General features: G+C 68.3%; 15 protein-coding genes and 1 pseudogene. 4 read left to right on the top strand and 12 right to left on the bottom strand.

Annotated elements, in window-relative coordinates:
- The first annotated feature begins 13 nt into the window (after positions 1-13).
- Entirely contained in the window at positions 14-1,918 is a 1,905-nt protein-coding gene (locus ACGFI7_RS38020; protein ID WP_393413465.1) for a PKD domain-containing protein, read from the top strand.
- 46 nt (positions 1,919-1,964) lie between these two features.
- On the opposite strand, the gene ACGFI7_RS38015 is transcribed toward ACGFI7_RS38020, so the two are convergent.
- The 7 genes from ACGFI7_RS38015 to ACGFI7_RS37985 all read right to left on the bottom strand — a co-directional run bounded on the left by ACGFI7_RS38015 (position 1,965) and on the right by ACGFI7_RS37985 (position 6,210).
- Positions 1,965-2,291, bottom strand: coding sequence for a DUF1048 domain-containing protein (locus ACGFI7_RS38015; RefSeq protein ID WP_393413463.1), 327 nt, complete (start codon positions 2,289-2,291; stop codon positions 1,965-1,967).
- A gap of 1 nt (position 2,292) precedes the next feature.
- Positions 2,293-2,649, bottom strand: a complete 357-nt coding sequence (locus tag ACGFI7_RS38010; protein WP_393413461.1) for a DUF1048 domain-containing protein — start codon at positions 2,647-2,649, stop codon at positions 2,293-2,295.
- A complete protein-coding gene (locus ACGFI7_RS38005) occupies positions 2,646-2,972 on the bottom strand; it encodes a PadR family transcriptional regulator (RefSeq protein ID WP_393413459.1) in 327 nt (108 codons plus the stop codon). Before ACGFI7_RS38005 ends, ACGFI7_RS38010 begins: the two co-directional genes overlap by 4 nt.
- Positions 2,973-3,050: 78 nt before the next feature.
- Positions 3,051-4,259 carry a cytochrome P450 gene (locus tag ACGFI7_RS38000; protein WP_393413457.1) on the bottom strand — a complete coding sequence of 403 codons (1,209 nt, stop codon included), beginning with the start codon at positions 4,257-4,259 and terminating at the stop codon, positions 3,051-3,053.
- A gap of 11 nt (positions 4,260-4,270) precedes the next feature.
- Positions 4,271-5,032, bottom strand: coding sequence for an ABC transporter permease (locus ACGFI7_RS37995; protein WP_393413455.1), 762 nt, complete (start codon positions 5,030-5,032; stop codon positions 4,271-4,273).
- Between the two features lie 9 nt (positions 5,033-5,041).
- Positions 5,042-5,806, bottom strand: a complete 765-nt coding sequence (locus ACGFI7_RS37990) for an ABC transporter ATP-binding protein (RefSeq protein ID WP_393413453.1) — start codon at positions 5,804-5,806, stop codon at positions 5,042-5,044.
- A complete protein-coding gene (locus ACGFI7_RS37985; RefSeq protein ID WP_393413451.1) occupies positions 5,806-6,210 on the bottom strand; it encodes a DUF1048 domain-containing protein in 405 nt (134 codons plus the stop codon). The genes ACGFI7_RS37990 and ACGFI7_RS37985 overlap by 1 nt, the downstream gene beginning before the upstream one ends.
- A gap of 209 nt (positions 6,211-6,419) precedes the next feature.
- On the opposite strand from ACGFI7_RS37985, the pseudogene ACGFI7_RS37980 reads away from it, so the two are divergent.
- Both ACGFI7_RS37980 and ACGFI7_RS37975 read left to right on the top strand, forming a co-directional pair.
- A pseudogene (locus tag ACGFI7_RS37980) lies at positions 6,420-6,749 on the top strand (hypothetical protein); the annotation flags it as partial.
- A complete protein-coding gene (locus tag ACGFI7_RS37975; RefSeq protein ID WP_393413449.1) occupies positions 6,727-8,724 on the top strand; it encodes a hypothetical protein in 1,998 nt (665 codons plus the stop codon). The pseudogene ACGFI7_RS37980 and the gene ACGFI7_RS37975, both read left to right, overlap by 23 nt.
- Positions 8,725-9,058: 334 nt before the next feature.
- Here ACGFI7_RS37975 and prfH read toward each other — a convergent pair whose 3' ends face one another.
- Both prfH and ACGFI7_RS37965 read right to left on the bottom strand, forming a co-directional pair.
- Complete coding sequence (prfH, locus tag ACGFI7_RS37970; protein WP_393413447.1) at positions 9,059-9,682, bottom strand: peptide chain release factor H; 624 nt, start codon at positions 9,680-9,682, stop codon at positions 9,059-9,061.
- On the bottom strand, positions 9,679-10,872 hold the full coding sequence (locus tag ACGFI7_RS37965; RefSeq protein ID WP_393413445.1) for an RNA ligase RtcB family protein: 1,194 nt from the start codon (positions 10,870-10,872) through the stop codon (positions 9,679-9,681). The genes prfH and ACGFI7_RS37965 overlap by 4 nt, the downstream gene beginning before the upstream one ends.
- Positions 10,873-11,305: 433 nt before the next feature.
- On the opposite strand from ACGFI7_RS37965, the gene ACGFI7_RS37960 reads away from it, so the two are divergent.
- Positions 11,306-11,863, top strand: a complete 558-nt coding sequence (locus tag ACGFI7_RS37960) for a hypothetical protein (protein WP_393413443.1) — start codon at positions 11,306-11,308, stop codon at positions 11,861-11,863.
- Here the strand turns inward: ACGFI7_RS37960 and ACGFI7_RS37955 are convergent.
- The 3 genes from ACGFI7_RS37955 to ACGFI7_RS37945 form a co-directional block, all read right to left on the bottom strand.
- The gene (locus tag ACGFI7_RS37955) at positions 11,856-12,809 is read right to left on the bottom strand and encodes a GlxA family transcriptional regulator (protein ID WP_393413441.1); all 954 of its coding nucleotides are present in this window, start codon (positions 12,807-12,809) and stop codon (positions 11,856-11,858) included. The genes ACGFI7_RS37960 and ACGFI7_RS37955 overlap by 8 nt on opposite strands.
- A 564-nt stretch (positions 12,810-13,373) precedes the next feature.
- Entirely contained in the window at positions 13,374-15,968 is a 2,595-nt protein-coding gene (locus ACGFI7_RS37950; RefSeq protein WP_393413439.1) for a hypothetical protein, read from the bottom strand.
- Positions 15,965-16,957 (bottom strand): hypothetical protein, encoded by a 993-nt coding sequence (locus ACGFI7_RS37945; RefSeq protein WP_393413437.1) that lies wholly within the window; start codon positions 16,955-16,957, stop codon positions 15,965-15,967. Before ACGFI7_RS37945 ends, ACGFI7_RS37950 begins: the two co-directional genes overlap by 4 nt.
- Positions 16,958-18,009 lie beyond the last annotated feature (1,052 nt).

The following is an 18,009-nucleotide window of genomic DNA, read 5'->3' as shown; positions in this document are numbered from 1 at the left end:
GGAAGGAAGCGACATGCCCGGGGAGTTACGCAGCGTCCTGGTGACGGCCCTCGCCGTCATGATGGTCGCGGCCACGTTCGGCGCCACGCCCGCACAGGCCGAGGTCGTGGAGATCCAGATCGGCCAGTTCAACATGGCGGGCGGCAACGATGACCACGGGCACAAGGGTGACGAGGCGCCCGACGCGCTGGTGCGCAGCATCGAGAACCGCGACCCCGCCTTCGTCACCGTCCAGGAGGGCTGCCAGGACTGGCTGGAGAGGCTGGACGCCCTGCTCCCCGCCTACAGCGTGCACTTCGACCCCGTCCTCACCGAGCGGGGCGGCGCGCCCGCCGACTGCAAGCACCCGAGCCCCTTCGGCAACGCGATCATCTACCGTGACGACCTGGGCATCGACACCCGTCCCGAGGGCTACAGCCTGGGCAGCCCCGCCGGCTCCGAGCAGCGGGAGCTGCTCTGCGTGGCCTCGGCGGCCCGGCGGTTCGTCATCTGCAGCACCCACCTCTCGTCCGGCGACTCCCACGAGGACCGGAAGCACGAGGCGGCGGAGGCCAAGGAGATCCTCGAATCCGAGTACGCCGGCTACACCACGTTCCTGGGCGGCGACCTCAACGCCGAACCGGGCGAGGACCCCCTGGACAGCTTCTACCACTCCGGCTACGGCTCCGGCGCGGACGGCACGCTCAAAGAGGTCGACAGCCCGTGCCGCAACGTGATCACGGAACGGCTCCTCGTCCTGACGCCCCTCCCGGTCTTCATCCCCTGCCGGTCGGGCGAGTCCACGCACGGCAACCTCTTCACCCGCAAGAAGATCGACTACCTCTTCGTCTCTCCGGACATCCACGTACGCGACGCCGATGTGACGAACGCGCTCCACTCCGACCACGACCCGCTGTGGGCCGACATCACCGTCGACCTGGACACACCAGGAGGCGGCGGAGGCGGCGGCAGCGACCCGGAGAACCACCCGCCCGGGGTGGACGCCGGCCCCAACGTCAAGGGCGAGGAGGGAGAGGCGGTCGAGCTGGACGGCTCGGCCTTCGACCGCGAGGACAGCGTCACCACACGGTGGACGTACACGCCGCTCGACGGGACCGACCCGGGCGCGAGCTGCGCGTTCTCCGCGCCGCAAGCACTCAGGACCACGATCACCTGCACCGACGACGGCGTCTACGCCGCCGAGCTGACGGCCGACGACGGGGTCAACCCGCCGGTCCGCGACTCCGCCCTGGTGCGGATCGCCAACGCCGCCCCGGTGCTCACGCTCACCGGACCCCGCCCCTGGCAGGTGTTCAGGGCCGGTACGCCGGTGCCGCTCACCGCCGGCTTCACCGACCGGGGTACGAACGACAGCCACACCTGCGAGGTCGTCTGGGACGACGGCGACACCGACCGATACGCCGCCGACGGATCGTGCGACCGCTCGCACACCTTCGCCGCGCCCGGCATGTACACCATCAAGGTGCAGGTCGCCGACGACGACGGCGCCTCGGACACCGCCGCGGTCATGGTGGTCGTCTACGACCCCGACGCCGGGTTCGTGACGGGCTCGGGCTCCTTCGAGGGCGGCCGGTTCGCGCTCAACCCGCAGTACGGACCGCACGACGAGGGCCCGGCCCCCGGCCACGGGCGGCTCAAGGCGACCCTGCCCGATCTCGCGATCGGGTCGACGGCGCTGGAATGGCTGGTCGTCACCCCCCAGGGCGGCGCGGCCGTCAAGGGAGTCTCCGGCGACCACGGCTTCGTGGCCTACGTGACCGATGAACCCGACCGGTTCCGGCTGGTGGTCTGGCGTCTGTCCGACGGCCCCTACCCGGACGGCGACACCGTCCACGACAACCGCGAGGGCGCATCGTACGACCTCGACCAGGCCGACCCGCCGCCCAGCGGCAACGGCTCCATCCGGATCCACCGCTGACCGCCACGGAGGCGGGGTGCCCTGGGACCGCCCCGCTTCCGTGGTCTCACTTCTCGGTCTTGCCGGTTTTCCCGGTGATCGACTGCTGGTAGAGGTCCGCGTACGTGGGCGTGTCCTTGATCAGGCCGTCGCAGAAGGCGGCGACGTCGTCGCCGATGAGCTCCAGGACTCCCTTGCCGGCCGCCGCGCCCTCTTCGAAGAAGTCGACGATCCCCGGGAGCAGGGTGCCGTCCGTCAGGCCGACCGGCCCGACCTTGAAGTAGTAGCGCTGGATCTCCTTGTAGACGATCTGGTAGTCGGGCGGGAGCGCCTTGACCCGCGCCGTGTGCGCCCGCCATTGCTTCTTGCCCTTGATGATGTCGTGGATGCCCACGTCAGCCTCCCAGCCGGCCCAGTTTTCTCGCGACGTTCCTGTTCAGCTGCTCGCGCCACCGGTCGCGGTAGCTCCGGCCCCCCGCTTCGCCGGCCAGCGCCGCGCAGAAGCCCGGGATGTCGTCGCCCAGCACCTCGCCGACGCTCTGCCCCTCGGCCGCGGTCTCTTCGAGCAGCCCCAGAGCGCCGTCGAGGATCGGGATCAGGTTGCGGCCGGTGAAGTCCGAGTAGAGAGAGACGTGTCCCTTGATCTCTTCCCAGGCCGCACGGTAGTCGGCCGGCAGGGTCGCGGCCCGGGCGTCGAAGGCCTTCCAGTCCCTGGTGATGTCGCTTCCGGTGATGGTCTCCCAGAAGTTCATCGCCCGCCCTCCTTGAGCTTCTCGATCCGGGTGGTGATGTACTCCCATTTCGCCCAGAACGTCGCCAGTTCGGCGCGTCCCGCGTCGTTGAGCGCGTAGAACTTGCGCGGCGGGCCCTGCTCGGACGGCCGTTTCGTCACCTGGACGAGCCCGTTCTTCTCCAGTCGCAGCAGGATGGTGTAAACCGTCCCCTCGACGACATCGGTGAAGCCGAGGTCGTTCAGCCGGCGGGTGATGGCGTACCCATAGGTCTCTTCGCTTCCGATGATCTGGAGCACGCAGCCTTCGAGCGTGCCCTTCAGCATCTCGGTCAGGTTGTCCATCGTGGGTCTTCTTCCGATGCCTTCGTTAGTACTCTGTGGTACCAAGTAGCGCTCCACGGTACCGTATCCGGCCCGTGGTCACGCGTCCCAGGTGACGGGGAGGCTCTTGACGCCGTAGATGTCGGCGAGCTCCGGCCGCAGGGCGACCTCGTCCGCGGGCACCGCCAGCCGCAGGGTGGGGAAGCGGTCGAGGAGCGCGGGGAACGCGACCCGCATCTCGACGCGGGCCAGCTGCTGGCCCAGGCACTGGTGGATGCCGTGACCGAAGGCAAGGTGGCCGCCGGCCTGGCGGCGCAGGTCGAGCGCGTGAGGGTCGGGGAAGCGCTCGGGGTCGCGGTTGGCGACGTTCAAGGACAGGATGACCGTCGTACCGGCCTCGATGATCTGGCCGGCCACCTCGACGTCCTCCAGCGCGACCCGGTGGAACTGCTTGGCCACGCTGAGGTACCGCAGCAGCTCCTCGACGGCCTGGTCGGCGAGCCCGGGGTCGGCGCGCAGGGCGTCGAGCTGGTCCGGGTGCCGCAGCAGGGCGAAGGTGCCGAGGGCCAGCATGTTGGCGGTGGTGTCGAAACCGGCCGACAGCAGGATCAGGGCCATGCCCTGCAGCTCCTCGTCGGTCAGGTCGCTGTCGAGCAGGTCGCTGAGCACGTCGTCGGTCGGGTTCGCGCGCTTGGCGGCCACCAGCTCGGCGAGATACCGCTGGGTGGCGACGTAGGCGGCGATCAGCTCCTCGTCGCCGGCCTCGCCGCCGAGGAACTTGTCGATGTTCTCCTGGAACCGGTCCCGGTCCTCGTACGGCACCCCCAGCAGTTCGCAGATGACGACGGCCGGGATGGGCTTGGCGAAGGCGGTGACCAGGTCGGCGCCCGGACCGGCCTGCTCCATGGCGTCCAGGTGCGCTGCGGTGATCTGCTCGACGCGCTCGGTGAGCAGGCGCATCCGCCGGACGGTGAACTTGCCGACCAGGGGCTTGCGGTAGCGGCCGTGCAGCGGCTCGTCCATGAGCAGGAACTCGCCGGGCGCGGCCGGCGGCACCTCGATGTCGCCGTAGTCGATGGTCGGGTGGTGCCTCATGAGCTCCTTGCGTGAGCTGAAGCGGGGGTCGGCCAGGATCGAGCGGACCAGGTCGTAGCCGGTGACCAGCCAGCCCTGGTGCCCGTCGGGGAAGGGGAAGCGGCTGATGGGGCCGTGCTCGCGGGCCTCGACCAGCGCCTTGGGCGGGTCGAAGGGGCATCCGGGCTGCCGGGTCGTGGGCATCGGCGTGAGGGTGTGAAGCGAAGCGGTCATGACCGTTCCTTCTAGGAGATCTTGCGGCGGTAGGTGTTCATGGCGAAGCCGTACGCGACGATCAGGATGCCGACGCACCAGGCGAGCGCGATCCAGATGTCGTCACCCACGGGCTGCTCGGCGAACAGGGCGCGGACGGCGTTGACGATCGAGGTCACCGGCTGGTTCTCGGCGAAGACGCGCACCACCGTGGGCATGGTCTCGGTGGGCACGAACGCCGAGCTGAGGAACGGCAGGAAGATCAGCGGGTACGAGAACGCGCTCGCGCCTTCCAGAGTCGTGGCCGTCAGGCCGGGGATGACGGCGATCCAGGTCAGCGCCAGGGTGAACAGGAGCATGATGCCCGCCACCGACAGCCACGCGAGCACGCCGGCCGACGAGCGGAAGCCCATGAGCAGGGCGACGAGCATCACGACCACGAGGGAGACCAGGTTGGCGACCAGCGAGGTGAGCACGTGCGCCCACAGCACGGACGAGCGCGCGGTCGGCATCGACTGGAACCGTTCGAAGATGCCGCCCTGCATGTCCATGAACAGCCGGTAGGCGGTGTAGGCGATGCCGGAGGCGACGGTGATCAGCAGGATGCCGGGGAGCATGTAGCTGATGTACGAGTCGGACTCGGTCCTGATCGCGCCGCCGAAGACGTACACGAAGACGAGCATCATGGCGATCGGCATGATCGCGGTCGTGATGATGGTGTCCGGGCTGCGGGTGATGTGGCGCAGGGAGCGTCCCAGCAGGACGGCGGTGTCGCCGAAGAAATGCTTGCTCATCGTGTGTCCTTAGGCCTTCGTGCCGACGAGGGTGAGGAAGACGTCTTCGAGGGTCGGTTGCTTCTCGACGTACTCGACCTTGGCGGGCGGGAGCAGCTGCTTGAGCTCGTCGAGGGTGCCGTTGACGAGGATGCGGCCCTCGTGCAGGATCGCGATCCGGTCGGCCAGCTGCTCGGCCTCGTCCAGATACTGGGTGGTGAGCAGCACCGTGGTGCCCTGGGCGGCGAGGTCCTTGACGGCCTGCCAGACCTCGATGCGCGCCTGGGGGTCGAGGCCGGTGGTCGGCTCGTCCAGGAAGATGACCGGCGGGTCGCCGATCAGGCTCATCGCGATGTCGAGGCGGCGGCGCATGCCGCCCGAGTACGTCGACGCCTTCCGGCCGCCCGCCTCGGTCAGCGAGAACCGTTCGAGCAGGTCGTCGGCGATCTTGCCAGGGTTCTTGAGATGCCGGAGCCGGGCGACCAGCACGAGGTTCTCCCGCCCGCTGAGGATCTCGTCGACCGCGGCGAACTGCCCGGTGAGGCTGATGGACTCCCGCACGTCCGCCGCCTGCGCGGTGACGTCGAAGCCGTTCACCCGCGCCGTCCCGGCATCGGGCCTGAGCAGCGTGGAGAGGATCTTCACCACCGTGGTCTTGCCGGCGCCGTTGGAGCCGAGCAGGGCGAAGATGCTGCCCCGCGCGACGGTGAAGTCGACGCCGCGGAGCACCTTGAGTTCCTTGTACGACTTCTCCAGGCCGTGCACCTGGATCGCCGCGTTCTGTTGTGTCGTCATCACGAGCTCCTGTCTTCGTTCTCGGGCTTCTCGCCGGCGGCGCGCTCGACGGCACTGGCGAACCGGCGTCGCTCCCTGGCCCGGTACTGGCCGAGGGGGTAGTTGGCCATGAACGCCTCGGCGAACTCCACCGGGTCGTCGCCGAAGATGTCGCGGATCGGGGTCCCGTCGGCCGCGCTCTGCTCGAACAGCTCGGCCAGGTCGTCGTACATCTCCATCGCCCCGGAGCCGTCGGCCGGGCCGAAGTGCATGAGGTAGCGCTCCATCGCCTCGACGGCGACGCGGTAGTTCTCGGGGAGCTGCTTGACGCGGGCTTTGTACCGCCGCCACCGCTTCTTGTCGTCCAGCGACCCGAGGACGAGCTCCAGGTACTGCAGGTAGCGGCTCTTCGGCTCGTTGGCCATGGGGGTATCTCCCTTTCGGGGGGCTACTTGGTGCTGCTGAGTACTGGTACAAAGTAACACTGAATACTGGTACCTAGCAACACCGAATAGCTCGGGCCGCGTGACCTGCCCCGTCCACCGGATCAACGGCCGGGTCGTCCTCGCCGACGGCGGCAGGGCATGAACCTCAGGCAGCCCCTGACCCGCGACCGCCGCCGTGTCCTCCGGCGTCCCCGCCGACCTACCGCCTGTACAAGGTCATCCAGGCCTACGGGCCGACCATCGAGGAACTCGTCCGCGAGCAGGGCGGCGACGGCATCAAGAGCGCCATCGACTTCCGCCCACCCGCCGTCATCACCATGGACGGCAAGGACCTGCCCTACCAGGGGGTGACCCGGGTCACCCCCTGCCGAGGACGCAGAACTCGTTGCCCTCCGGATCGGCCGGCACCGTCCACGGCACGTCAGGGGCCGCCGAGGCCCCGGCTTTCCGGACGACGGAGCACGGCACCCCTTCGGAGATGGCACGCTGGGGATCGTGCGTACCTGGTTCGAACCTGAAGAGGCCGAGGAGTTCGAGGCCGCCAAGGATCTGCTGATCCGGCGGTGCGTCACCTGGGCGGAGGAGCGCGGGCATCCGGTCGGCAGCCTGCTGCTCTCCGCCGCCGTCGACGCGCGGCACGAGAGCCGGGACGGCCGGCTGGCCTACTGGGACCGTGCGGGCATCAGGTTCTTCCTGCTGCGGTACGTGCCGTACAAGGTGACGGCCCCGCGGCAGATGCTCGACCACGCCCCCGACGTGCTGCTCACGTACCTGCGCTACCTCGACGTCACGGGCCTTCGCGACCCGCGCGGCGCCACGCCCGCGGAGGCCGGGGAGATCATCGCCGAGGCGCGGACGGAGTACGCGGCGGCGCTCGACGACCCCACGCTGCGGGGAATGGCGACGTTCTGGGCGTACACGGCCATGGACCAGGGAATCGACCTGACCGTTCCGGGGGCGTTCGAGCGGTTCCAGCGCGAGATCGACGCCGGTCGCGTCTCGTACGACGAGCAGGTCCTCGACCAGATCATGCAGAACCGCATGATAAACGGCGGCATCGCCGAGGAACGCGCCTTCCCCCAGCCGCCCGTCTCCCTGCCGCCCGCTTCCGAGCTGACCGAGGCCGCCGCCCGCAGCCAGACCGTGCGGCGGCTCATCACCCTGGCCGACTGGGTGGGCAAGGACGGCCGCGCCCTCACCGACGCCGGCAACCTCCGCGTCGCCGACGCCCGCGAGGTGTCGGCACTGCTGGGCACCGGCGAGGACCAGCTGCGCGTCCGCAGCGCCACCGACCTGCCGCAGCTCAACCTGCTGCTCGCCTGGGCCAAGAAGCTGCGCCTGATCCGCACCAGCAAGGGCCGGCTCCTCCGCGTGGCCAAGGCCGCGCCTCTGCTGCGCGACCCGGAGGCGCTGTGGCGGCGCGCGTTCGAGGCGCTGCCGGAGCTCGGCCGCGCGGTCACCCTGCTCCCCGGGTCGTGGCGGCCCGAACCCATCCTCGCCGGGATCTTCGACGAGATCCTGCCGGACGTGCTCAACACCATGTACGGGATGGACGACATGCCAGTGGTCCGGCTCGAAGAGACCGTGTGGCTGGCCTGCCAGGAGTACTACCTGTTCGACCCGAAGGACGAGCGCCTGCTCGACCTCTGGCGCCGTGATTCCGCCCGCGACCTGGGGCGCATGTTCGAGGTCCTGTCCGACCTCGGCGCCGTGGAACTCACCCGCGGCCCCGCCGACCCTCTCTACTCCAGCGACCTCGACCACGACGACCAGCCCCTGCCGCCGGACGCGGTCGAACGCCTGCGCGCCGCCCTCGCCGAACCCGACCTCCCGCTGGTCCGCCTCACCCCGCTCGGCGTCCGCGGCGTCCGCGACCGCCTCCTCGCCGAGGGCCGCGACGCCCCCCTCGTCGGCGAACTCGCCACTGCCCCGCCGGCCGAACTGCTCGGCGTGCTCGCCCAGCACTACCCGCCGGAGGACGCCGCCGCCGAACTCCGGGGCTGGCTGGACCAGCCGGGACAAGACATCGAGACGCTGCTGCAGGCCGTACGCGACTGCCCGTTCCGCACCCGGGTGGGAGCCATGCTGCGCGTGCTGGCCGACGCCCTGCCCGAGAGGCGCCTGCGGGACGAACTGCGTCACGACCCGGTCCTCGGCCCCGCCGTCTGGACCCAGCTCATCGACGCCGGCGAGCTGGACGCCGGGTCGCTGAGCGAGCGAGAGAACCTGCTGCTGGGAGCGGAGAACTTCCTGGCGATGCTGGAGCTCGCCGGACCCGAGATGATGATCGAGCAGCTCAAGGCCATAGGAGCCGGGGACGCTCCCGAGTTCCTGGACGCGATCCTGGCCTCGGGCCACCCGGACAAGGCAGGCATGCGCGAACTACGCGAACAGGTGGCCGAACCGCTCCGCCGGACCGCCGGCCACCCCCTGCGCCTCGTCCCCACCCGGCCCCCGGGCGCCGCCGGCCGCCGCAAGAAACGCAAGCGCTGACCCGGCCAGGTCAGGTGCCGCGAGCCGGAACCAGACCACGCGGCCGGGCTCGCTCTCGTACCGGCCCCAGGCCGTAGCCGGCTCGCGGACCGGCCACAACCCAGGGCCGGAACAGTGCGCTTCATCGAGGCCGGTACGTATCCCGGGACAGGTCGCCGTCCGAGCCCGCATCGATGACGTCGACGCGGATCGTGCCATGAGGTCGCGCGACGGCCACGGTCACCCACGACATCACGAGTTTCGTGTCAGAGCCGGTTTCGGATGGCCGCGTACGACGACCCATCGTTCTCGGAAATCGTCAGGCGATTCGAACTGAACTCGACCCGCGCACAGGTCAGCCCGGGGAGCGTGCCGGCCGCTCGACCCGGGTGGGGTTGCCCCGTACCAGCTCGTCATGGATCCGCCGCAGGGCCTCGGCGACGGCGCGCGCCGCCGCCTCGTTGTCGTGCTCGATGCGCCGGCGCAGCGACTCGACGGCGATGCGGCGGTTGAGACTGAACTGCCGCTCGGTGTCGACCACCACGACGATCCCCGTGGGCCGGTGCGTCGCCCGTACCGCTGTGCTGGCCTTGTTGCGGTGCTGGCCGCCCGGACCACCGGTGCGGCAGGCGACGAAGTCGACGTCGGCCTCGGCGAACGTCGTGCGCGGCGGGTCGACCTGGCACGGCTGGGCGATGACATACCAGTTCTTCCGGCCGGCGCGGGCACGGTACGGGCTGGGCGCCTGCCAGCACAAGGTCCCGGTCCACGAGGCGGCGAACGCCTCGGCGCCGTCACCCTCGACGCGTACGAGGACCGATCGGTGCGTGTCCGGCCGGTCGCCGGGAACGACATGCGCCCGATGGGTGGTCAGGCGCTGCCGGACCGCGTCGGCCTCCAGGCGGCGCAGCAGCTGAGCCACCGCCCAGGCGCATTCCTGCGGGCCGCGCCCGGCCGACAGCAGCAGGTGGACGGTCACGGCCGCGCCCGCCTGCGGCGGTGATCCCGGTGGTCCCGGTGCTCACGCTGGTCCTTGCGCGGCGCCGATCCGAGATCGAGCGTCTTGTAGGTGACCAGCGGGATCGTGGTGGCCACCGGCGTGGCCAGGTCGTGGGCGACGAGGTCGGCGATCACCTGCTCGATGCGCTTGTACGCCGTGGGGGCCTCCTCGAACAGCAACTGACGGTCGCCGCACACCACCAGCGACCCCACCGGGGTCCGGCGCAGCTCCTCGACCGTGTGCTTGGCCCGCCCCCGGCGCAGCGCGTCGGCCCGCGACATCTTGCGGCCCGCGCCGTGCGCCACCGAATGGCCGGCTTCCGGCCCGGCGTGCCCGGCCACGAGATAGGAAGGGGTGCCGCGGGTGCCGGCGATGAGCACGTCGCGGCCGTCGCCCGGCGCCGCCCCCTTGCGATGCAGATAGATCCCGTCGCGGACCTCGACCGAGTTGTGACACTGGTCGACGACCGGCTCGGTGGGCTCGGCCCCCAGGGCGTCGGCGACCCGGGCGGCCAGCAGCCGCCGGTTGAGCGACCCCCAGCGGACGGCCTCGTCGTGCATCGCCAGGTAGGCGGCCGGATCAGGCGCGGGACCCGCGCCGTGGACCTCGGTGTGCGCCCGCAGAATGCGCTCGCCCAGCCCCCGGGAACCGCTGTGGACGATCAGCACCAGGTCGTCGGCGGCGAGCCCGAGACGGCTCGCGCGATCAGGTTCGAAGACGGTCCCCATCCGGGCCAGCTCGACGAAGTGGTTGCCCCGCCCGACCGTCCCGAGCCCCTCGACATGGCCTGCCGGGATGTCCCCCTGGACCACGTCCCAGGCGGGATCGCCGGCATCCCGCTCAGGGTCCAGCGCGCGATCGAGATCGGGGAAACGGGCGGCGATCTTCTCGGGTACGGTGCGCCTGAGCTTGATGGGGAACACGGCGATGCCGCAGCCGATGTCGGAGCCCACGAGGAACGGATACAGGACGGTCGAGGCCATGGCGGCGCCGATGGGAGCGCCCTTGCCGGGATGCAGATCCGGCATGCCGGCGACGTGCACCATGCCGTCGAGCGCGGCCACCTGATGACACTGCGCCACGGCATCGGACTCGATCCAGCTCGCGGGCGAGGCGAACACGGTGACCGTGGCCGTCGCATCCGGCGGCCGGGAGTGGTGCTGAGACAACGGCGCTCTCTTCGCTGAACAGGCTGTGGGCAGGCGGCATCACGGCGTGAGCCGGCATCGAGGATCGGGAGGTGTGGTCCGTCGGACCGTGGTGATCACCATGGTTTCCGAGCCGACTCCCCGGAGCAACCGAATATCGGGCGATCTATCCGGTATGCGCGGGCCGATCGGAGCCTCAGGAGCCGGACACCGTACTCTTCCGGCTTCGGGGTCCACGGCGTAGGCCACTGGTTCCGGAAGGCCGGGTCTCGATCACCATGGCAGTGGCAGGCATGCCGGCCGAAGCGCGCGAACCGTGGCGCCCTCTTCACAGGCGCTGATGCGTCACCTGTGAGCGCCTGACAGTACGTACGATTCCACGCTTCCGGCCATCAATCCCACAGCTCCGGTAATGCTGTCCATGGCCGCATCGCGCTCTCGTACTCTCCCCGTCATGAGCTCCCCTTCGACGACAGTCAGCCGATGGCACTTTCTCCTGCATCGCTGGCCCACCGCACTGGGACTGGCCGTCGCCATCCTCTCCCTGGTGACCGGCAGCAACCAGGAGTCCCTGGCCATCACCTTGGCCGTCGCCGCCGTGTGCTATCTCGCCGCGGCGGCGCTGGGTGAACCCTGGACCGTGTGGCCGGCCGTCCTGGGCGCCAGCCTGGTCGTCGTCGTCAGCGAACTGATCGGGATACCTTGGTGGGCCGGCCTCGGCGGCACGGCCGTCGTCCTCGTCCTCGTCGGCCTCGCCCTGCGGGTGTCACGGTCCGCGCTCCTCGCCCAGGCCCTCGCCGTGGTCGGGTTCGGCGGTGTCGCCATGATCGCGGTGTTCAGCACACCTCAGGTAGGCGTGATCGTGGGCGGCCTCGCGCTCGCGAGCCACGCGATCTGGGACGTGATCCACCTCCGACGCAAGCTGGTCGTGGCGCCGTCGCTGGCCGAGGCCTGCATCTTCCTCGACGTACCTCTGGGCCTCGGGCTCATCGTCATCGCGTTCGTCAACTGACCGCCGGTCGCCGTGGTGCGGTTCTCTGCTTGGCGAGCCGGAAGCGGTGCCGGTAGGCCGACGGCGGGACGCCGAGCACGCACAGGAACGCCCGCCGCATCGTCTCGCCCGAGCCGAACCCACAGGCACGGGCGACGTCCGGCACCGTATCCTCGCCGGACTCCAGAAGAACCTGCGCGGCTTCGACCCGGAGGCGTTCGACGAACTGGCCGCACGTCATCGCGAGCTCGCGGCGGAACAGGCGGCTCAGGTGGCGCTCGCTGACCGCGAGCGCGTCGGCCATCGTGGTGAGGCGATGGTCGCCGGACGGGTCAGCCGTCACCAGATCCATCGCCCGCCGCAGCGTCGCCGAGCGCGGACCGGCCAGGGCGTCGCGGGCCCGGAACTGCGACTGGCCGCCGGGCCGTTGCAGGAACACGACCAGGTACTTCGCGACCGCACGGGCCCGATCCTCGCCCCGGTCCTCGCCGACGAGCGCGAGGGCGACGTCGATCCCGGCGGTCACCCCCGCCGAGGTGACGATCGAACCGTCCCGCACATAGATGGCGTCAGGCTCTACCCGCACCTCAGGGAAGGCCTCCGCCAACGCCGCACACGCCGTCCAGTGCGTCGTGGCCCGCCGACCATCGAGCAGCCCCGCTCGCGCCAGCAGGAACGCGCCCGTACACACCGAGACCACCCGCCGCGCGCCGGCCGCCACCCGCCGCACGGCGTCCACCAGCTCCGCGTCGACCCCGGCGAACTCGTCCCGGGGGTATCCCGGCACCACCAAGGTGTCCACGTCGCCGTCCAGCTCGGACAGCGCGAGGTCGACGCTCAGCGAAATACCGACGTCGGTACGAACAGATCGCCCGTCCACTGAGGCCAGCCGGACCCGGTACCCACCGGCGCTGTCGAACACCTGAACAGGCCCGGCCACATCCAGCAACAAGACACCGTCGGACACGGCGAACACGACATCACCGCTCGCCCTCATCGCCATCCCTCGGGCGTCGAGGCGCTCCCGGGTATGAGTGGCCAGGAGCTGGGGCAGTGTTGGTGGACGGAGCAGCGAGGTGTCGGGGGCACCGATCCAGCGTAGTCACGGCCGCGGAGATGAGTAGCAGCCCGGGTCGGGGCTGTATCGCCTGCAGGTCAGGGACAGGAAATGGCGATCTAGGGGAGTGCCCCGGCAGGATATGAACCGCCGCACCCGCTTTAGGAGAGTGATGGCTATACAGCTCGGTCGCGAGCTCTGACCTGCACAGATGCTTCACGCTCTCCGTGCCATCTGGAAGATCATCCCGCGTATGTCCCCGCACCTGGACTGTCGGGCTGCGCGGACAGAGGGCCACAAGCTGCGAGGCACCGATCGGACGCGTGACCTATCGAGCCCGCATGCTGCTCTCCATACGCGCCGGAGTTTTCGCGTCCGAGCAAGTGGAGGGAGCAGCATGTCGACGTCGGATGCGGCGAACTCCCGCGCAATCCAGGCGTAGGCTTGATCATTGCCGGATGCGCAGCTCAGATGCTATTTCGATTGCATGGATTGTTTCTTGATGGCATAGTCACGCAGCTGAAGCGCATCGAAGCCGCAATCCGCGAAAACCTGGCGCGCCGACTCGGGAGGTGCCTGGCTCATGTGCACTGCCGTGCCGACTCGCCCGGGAACGGAGGCGATGTCGGCTGACGCGAAGCGTGATGTAGGACTCGCGGGTGGCGTAATGCGATAGGTTCGCCAGGCACGTCCTGGGTCGCTAAGAAGGACGAGTTCGGGTGGCCGCCACGCGATGAGCGTCCATCTTGTGCTGGTTCTTGCCAGGACCACGGCCGGCCTTCCTGTTGCGCCTATCGTGGTCGCCACGCGGGTCGCGACAGGCGTGGGGTTGGTGAAGTTTCCGGTGATCTCCCACAGGCCGTTGCGGTCAGTGATCTCCCAGCCAGCGCTGTCGATCTCGGCCTTCATCTCTGCCAGAGGGTCGTCGTCAGCGGCCAGGTTGATGAGCCGTTGAACTTCATTACGGGAAACGACGCGGGCTCGAGGTTGAACAGGCGGCAGGAGCAGGTCTTCGCCAAGGTCGAGATCCGCCTTGGCGATTAGAGGCTTGACCTTGGCCCAAACGCTTGCGGCTAGGAGTTCGTCGGGCCTGCCGCCGGTGAGGGACAAGTCCTGAGCCAGGAGAGCTGTACATACGGCCGTGACAGCACACAGTCGTTCCGTTGACTCCTCGAGTGCGTCGATGCCAGCCGTGGGAACCAGGGCTTTGGTCAATCTGCTTAGGGCCTGTCTCCAGGAGTCGTTGGAGTGGTCCCAGACTCCCGCAGCTAGGAGTTTTACGTAGATTCCTGCCATCAACATGCGCAGCGGCAGCGGCGAGAGCTCACCGGGCCGAGTCACGGCCTGCACCCACCGATCCGCCCAGCGCTGATAGGCAGCATACTGGGAGGGAGCGATCTTCGGCACAGGCGAGCTTTCTGGCGGCTTTTCTTCTTCATCGCTCTCATCGACGACGCTCGTGGTGGCGGACCATCGGGACAGGCGTGAGGAAGCGGGAAGCGCCGCGGCGATCGGACCATAAATCAAGCCCGTGAATGATGAGCCGTAGACTCGGTCGCACTCCTCCAAGTGCGCTGTCCAGCGGTCCTCTATCACCGAGCGGACTGTGTTGCCTTCAACTTTTCCAGGCGCCGGACGAGTGCTAGTGGCGCGCGGCAGGATTTCTGCGAGGCGGATCAGATCCGCGTTGAACCGGCGGGCCAGTTCAGGATCGGTGAAGATTTCCTCGACGGTGTACTCACGGCGCAGCCGTGGCCCCTGGGCTTCGGCGATGCGACGTGCACATCGGGCGGGACTGGCGGCGAACACGGGCGGGGACTGCATGATCCGGCCGTCGGGCAGGGTCCTTTCCGCGCGGATGACAGATCCGGGGGCCTCCGGCACTGTGAGCACTAGCGCTATTTCGCCGGGCGGAATGATGCCGATGGGTTGCCACGAGCCGGGAGCCCCATCTGGGGAGCTGTGAATCACGGTTGCTTCTGGCTGAGGCCTTGCGAGGGTGACCTCCAAGCCTTTGCTGTGTACCAATGCGCCCAGCAAAACAAGCGAGGGAGAGGGATACCGACGACGAACGGTGGAATGGCCTGCCAGCGCCTCCGGAGACTTGGCAGCGCCGTTGGGCATGAGGTTCTCCGGCAGCGGCGCCATGAGGGCTAGCTCGCAGTTGCCCCCCTCGGCAGTCGCCATGCAAAGAGCGCTGCGCGTGAGATTCGGGCTGCCGATCAACCCGTACAACTGCTCGCCAACACGCCATTGGATCAGTTTGCCGTGCCGTAGATGTTTCTCTTCCAGAAACCGCAATTCCACGCCTTGACCGCCCAGGGCATCGAGCAGTGCATCGCCGTCATAGCTGGTCCAGCGCGGCTGCACCGCCAGAGTCGTGCGTAGGGGCTCAAGGCGGTGGATCAAAGCTCGGATTGCCTCGCCGCTGATGAAAGGCGCGTACAGGCACAACTCGTCGACCGGTCCAGCGGAAAGCTGATGGACGAAAGCTTCATCTAGGTTGTCCAGCAGCCGCACGTGCAGGTCGGTGACCGCGAAAGGGCGCGCGCTGATGTCGGCAGCCACTTCGCGTAAGAGCTCGGCCGCCCAGTGCGTCATCGACAAGCGGCTCGTATCAGCCAACCGCCGCAGCCAAGTCCCAGCCTCGGCGATCGTGTGACTTACCAGGCCACCTGACGAGACGATGACTGTCCACAGCTCGTCGTTGGAACCCCAGCCGGAAACGGTGGGATTGCCGGAGCCGATGGCCATCCAGACGTCGTTCTCGCCGACGAGCAGGGCCAGTTTCGGATGGAACGCTCCGGCACAGGTGGCCAGGCTGTGCAGGTAGGAGCTACCGGCCAAGCGTACGTCGATGGGGTCGTAGAGGCCTTGGCCGGCGTCGCCAACTACGATGATTCGCGCGCCCAGGCCCCGAGCCGTCGGAATCGCCACCTGCTCGAGGAACGGCAAGTCCATGGTGAATCCGAGCAATACCAGCTCGTGCAAGGGTGCTTGGTCGGCGCGGGCATGCCAGTCGTTTAGTAATGACAGCGGGGACGTGAACCTCCACTCCGTCGCGGTCATGCCCTCAGCTCCAGCACGGTGCGGGCCGTGGGGGTGACATCCCAGCCGTCGCCATCCTCGTGCATCAGTCCGAGCTGTACGGCGAAGTCTCCGAGCTGCTCAATGCGCAGGCCGATGTCGCTGTCTCCCTCGTTGCTGGTCTTGAAGAGGCGGTCGTTGCGTTCATGCACGCGGGAGAACAAGAGCAAACGCTGTGTCGCGGGATCGATGCGCATTTTGGCCCGTGCTATCCGCATTGCCTGGGCGAGCATGTCGTCCACTAGCCGCGCCGCGAGATCTTTCACTGAGCGGTGGTGGAAGTCCTTAGCTAGAAAGTACACCCAGGTAGGATCGAGGATTTCGCCCGTGCCGCGCCGGCGTGGCCCGAGGAAGGTCTTCTGGACGATTCCGGAGAGCTCATGCGCTCGCATTGCACCTGCCAGCAGCACCTTGATATTGGTGAACGGTGCCCGTCGGTCGCCATTTAGCAAATGGCGCTCTCGGGGTACTGGATGCCCGGAGCCGTCCTGCAAGGGCTGCAGTTGATCCAGGACCGTTCCGACGGTCACGTCTTCGACTTGATCGGCAAGCCATCCCCGCAGTTCTTCCCGGGTCAAGTCCGCTTCACCACCCTCGCTGCCCATCGATGCGACCAGGGCTGCCCACAGGCGCCGCCAGGCGCCCACGGAGTAGTGGCGCAGTAGCACTCCGCGCCACCCCTGGCTCTGCTCGATTGACGACAGCACTGGATCCAACGCGATCTGGTGGCCGAAGGCCACGGCGGATCGCAAGACCTCCTCAAAGGAACCGCCCTCGGTTCCGTGCAGCTCGACGGCGCGGGCCAGGATGCGCAGGGTGGCTCGCCGGGTTCGATCGTCGGCCTGCCATGCGCCTGGATCGTGAGCACCCATCCACGAGGCAGTGAACAAACCCCGCAGCCAGGGGACCTCTGGTTGACGCTCTGATTGCAGGGTCACGTCCTTGAGGTCGCCCAGATACTGGTCGGACAACGAGTCGGCTTGGGCGTGGGAGAAGAGCGGCTCGAACAGCTCTCGGACGTCGACCGGGCAAGGGTGCCGGCCGGGTCGTAGTGCCCCTTCTTCGAGCGAGACGGTGCCCAGGACCAGGCTTGGCCCGCCATACTGTGCCCAGAACCCCCACGGCCTTGGCGAATATGAGCTCTGGCCGTCAGCGGCACTTCGCGCGACGTCTAGATGGTCGTGATAGAAAGTCCGAACGCGATCGATCCCGTGAGCGGGCCCTGGCAGAGCCTCCGCCGAAACTTCGTGGTGCGCCGCGGCTAGGATCACTTCGCTTCGCCGAAGAAGCCGCCGACAGGCCTCGCTGTCTAAGCTGTGTTCGCCAGCGTGAGCGGCCAGCGCGGCGTATAGGGCGTAGTAGCGGACATAGCGGGTCACTGTCGACAACCCGGGAACGAGCACTTCGACGGCTCGCATGACAGGTGCTTCGACCGACAGCGGATAGCGGCCGGCTCGCGGGTGAAGGCCTCGAGCGGCCCACCTTGGCCCAAAGACAACCGTCACAGTGGCATCACAACACAAGTTCCACGCTTTTGGTCAATGGTTTGCGCAGAGCCGTAGGAGCTCCGGGTCGCTGGCCGAGCAAGCTTCGACCACCGCCCGCGCTGTAGGAGAGTGGTGGCTGTACGGCTGCCTCTTATGCTCTGACCTGGGCAGATCCTCCGCGTCGAACGCAGCGTTAGGAAGATCATCCAGCGCATCTCCCGCACAGTGCTGATCCGTGCGCGGCCGCCGGCTGGCAACGTGTCCGAAATCTTTGGATGGCTGCAGTGGTCTTTTCGGCCAGGCTCTCGTGTCTTGTCGTTAGTGTTCCGGAATGTCCTGACCTACGGGCGGTGACCTAACCTGCGGCTTTCACGGCGGATTTGAGCCGACCTGATCGTTCACATAAGAAAAGTGCCCTTGAACTGGGAGGATCGGACTTGTCTAAGGCCCCGTCCATCCCAGATCAGAAGGCACTTTCCGAGTGAACTCTATCGCTTCCCGCCGCAAGATCACCGTGTCCGCCGACGGCCGCGGGC

Origin of the sequence: Nonomuraea sp. NPDC048826 (assembly GCF_043198225.1) — a bacterium.
Lineage (GTDB): Bacteria > Actinomycetota > Actinomycetes > Streptosporangiales > Streptosporangiaceae > Nonomuraea.
The sequence above is the reverse complement of the archived record's forward strand: the minus strand, read 5'-3'. Positions and strand labels throughout refer to the sequence as shown.